Annotated in this window: 1 protein-coding gene; it reads right to left on the bottom strand. The window is 40.6% G+C overall.

What is annotated here, in order from left to right; translation table 11 throughout:
- Positions 1–123: 123 nt before the first annotated feature.
- Positions 124–1347 (bottom strand): IS110 family RNA-guided transposase, encoded by a 1224-nt coding sequence (locus ACDX78_RS23140; protein WP_486031206.1) that lies wholly within the window; start codon positions 1345–1347, stop codon positions 124–126.
- Positions 1348–1607: the final 260 nt, after the last annotated feature.

Here is a 1607-nt window from a genome sequence, read left to right as displayed (position 1 = left end):
CTACCATGAAAATAAAGTTCTAAAATAAGGAATAAATGTCAATACTAAAGTAGACGCAGCTCATTCATTTTTTTAAAAGGAGTGCGCCATCACTCAAAATCTATAGGAATATGGCGATATGGTTTAAGATGCTACTTGTTCTTTAATACCCACTGTGTAACCTAAACTTTCAAGGCGACGGAGTGAATGTCTAACAATGGACTGTTTTCTTTGCTTATCGAAGTAATCTTCTCCTAAATCTACATACATTTCCTTACGGGTTAGTAAATAGTAGGAGATTCGTAATATCGCATGAGCCACTACAACTGCTGCTCGCTTTCTTCCTTTGCGTGCGGCAGTACGACGATAAAGTGCGCCAAGATAGTTTTTTGAACCTCGAACTGAATGAGCTGCTTCAATTAATGCCGATTTCAAGTATTTATTTCCATTCCTAGTTTTTGAAGATTTACGTTTTCCAGCACTTTCGTTATTTCCAGGAACCAATCCCGCCCATGAACACATTTGGGCTGCACTAGGAAATTGCTTCTTGATATCTGTTCCGAGCTCTGCTAGCATCTGTTCAGCCATTCTTCTAGCAATGCCAGGAATAGAATCCAAGCGATCTATATCTTCTTGGTAGTCCTCCATCCGTAAAGCGATCTCTTCGTCCAACTTATCTATGTTGTCAGTAAGGAAATCAATATGGTCTAGAATTGTCTTTATCATAAATCGTTGATGATCTTGGATGTATCCCTGAAGCGCGAGTTTGAGCTGTTCTTTTTTCTGTTTCATTTTCCCCCTCGCCATATTGGCTAATACTTCAAGATCATCATTGCCTTCAGCAATAGACCGAAGCATATCAAGCGAAGATACTCCCGTAATTTCGGAAACAACGGAACTTAGTTTGATATTAGCTCCTTCTAAGACTTTTTGAATTCGATTGAGTTGTCTGGCACGTTCTTCGATGATACTTCGACGATAACGAACAAGCTCACGTAATTCTCGTTGATTACGATCAGGAATATAACTCGCTCTGAGTAAACCATGACGGAGTAGTTTCGCAATCCACTCAGCATCTTTTACATCCGTTTTTCTTCCAGGAACAGCTTTAGTATGTTGCGCATTAACAACGAGGAATTCAATATCTTCAGCTTCTAACAAATTAACAATTGGTTTCCAGTAGACACTTGTACTTTCCATCGCCACATGGGTACAGTTGTGTTCCTTTACCCAATCCACCAACTCGATTAGGTAAACGGTTTTAGTTGAAAATGTTTCAATCTCCTTTCCTTCTGGTGTGATAATGCATGCGGTAATGTTATTTTTGTGGACATCCAAACCACACGCTCTTTCAATGATGATATCCATTGAAAAACATCCTTTCTACGGCATCTAATATTAGAGGCTGGCGCAACAACCAGAATAGGGTTAATCTACCATGAGTGCTTCCTCAAAGGAGCAACAATCCGTGATGCACCGTGGTCGAAGGAGTCAGACTGCGGAAAGGGCTCTCACGCACCAAGGAGTTTCGACCTTCCTCATCCAGCCGTAGCATCAGTATCGCCAACCAATAACTATTTTCATTCTCCGTGGTGTATAGCTTTTTTGTGATACATGGTTGACTGCGG

The organism is Virgibacillus oceani, assembly GCF_041521345.1.
GTDB classification, from domain to species: Bacteria; Bacillota; Bacilli; order Bacillales; family Amphibacillaceae; genus Virgibacillus_N; species Virgibacillus_N oceani_A.
Note: the sequence above shows the minus strand (reverse complement) of the source record. Positions and strands in the feature narration are given on the sequence as shown.

Bases quoted from the DNA above. Each gene is read 5' to 3' on its own strand.
- ACDX78_RS23140 (WP_486031206.1), bottom strand. From the start codon at position 1,347: ATGGATATCATCATTGAAAGAGCGTGTGGTTTGGATGTCCACAAAAAT.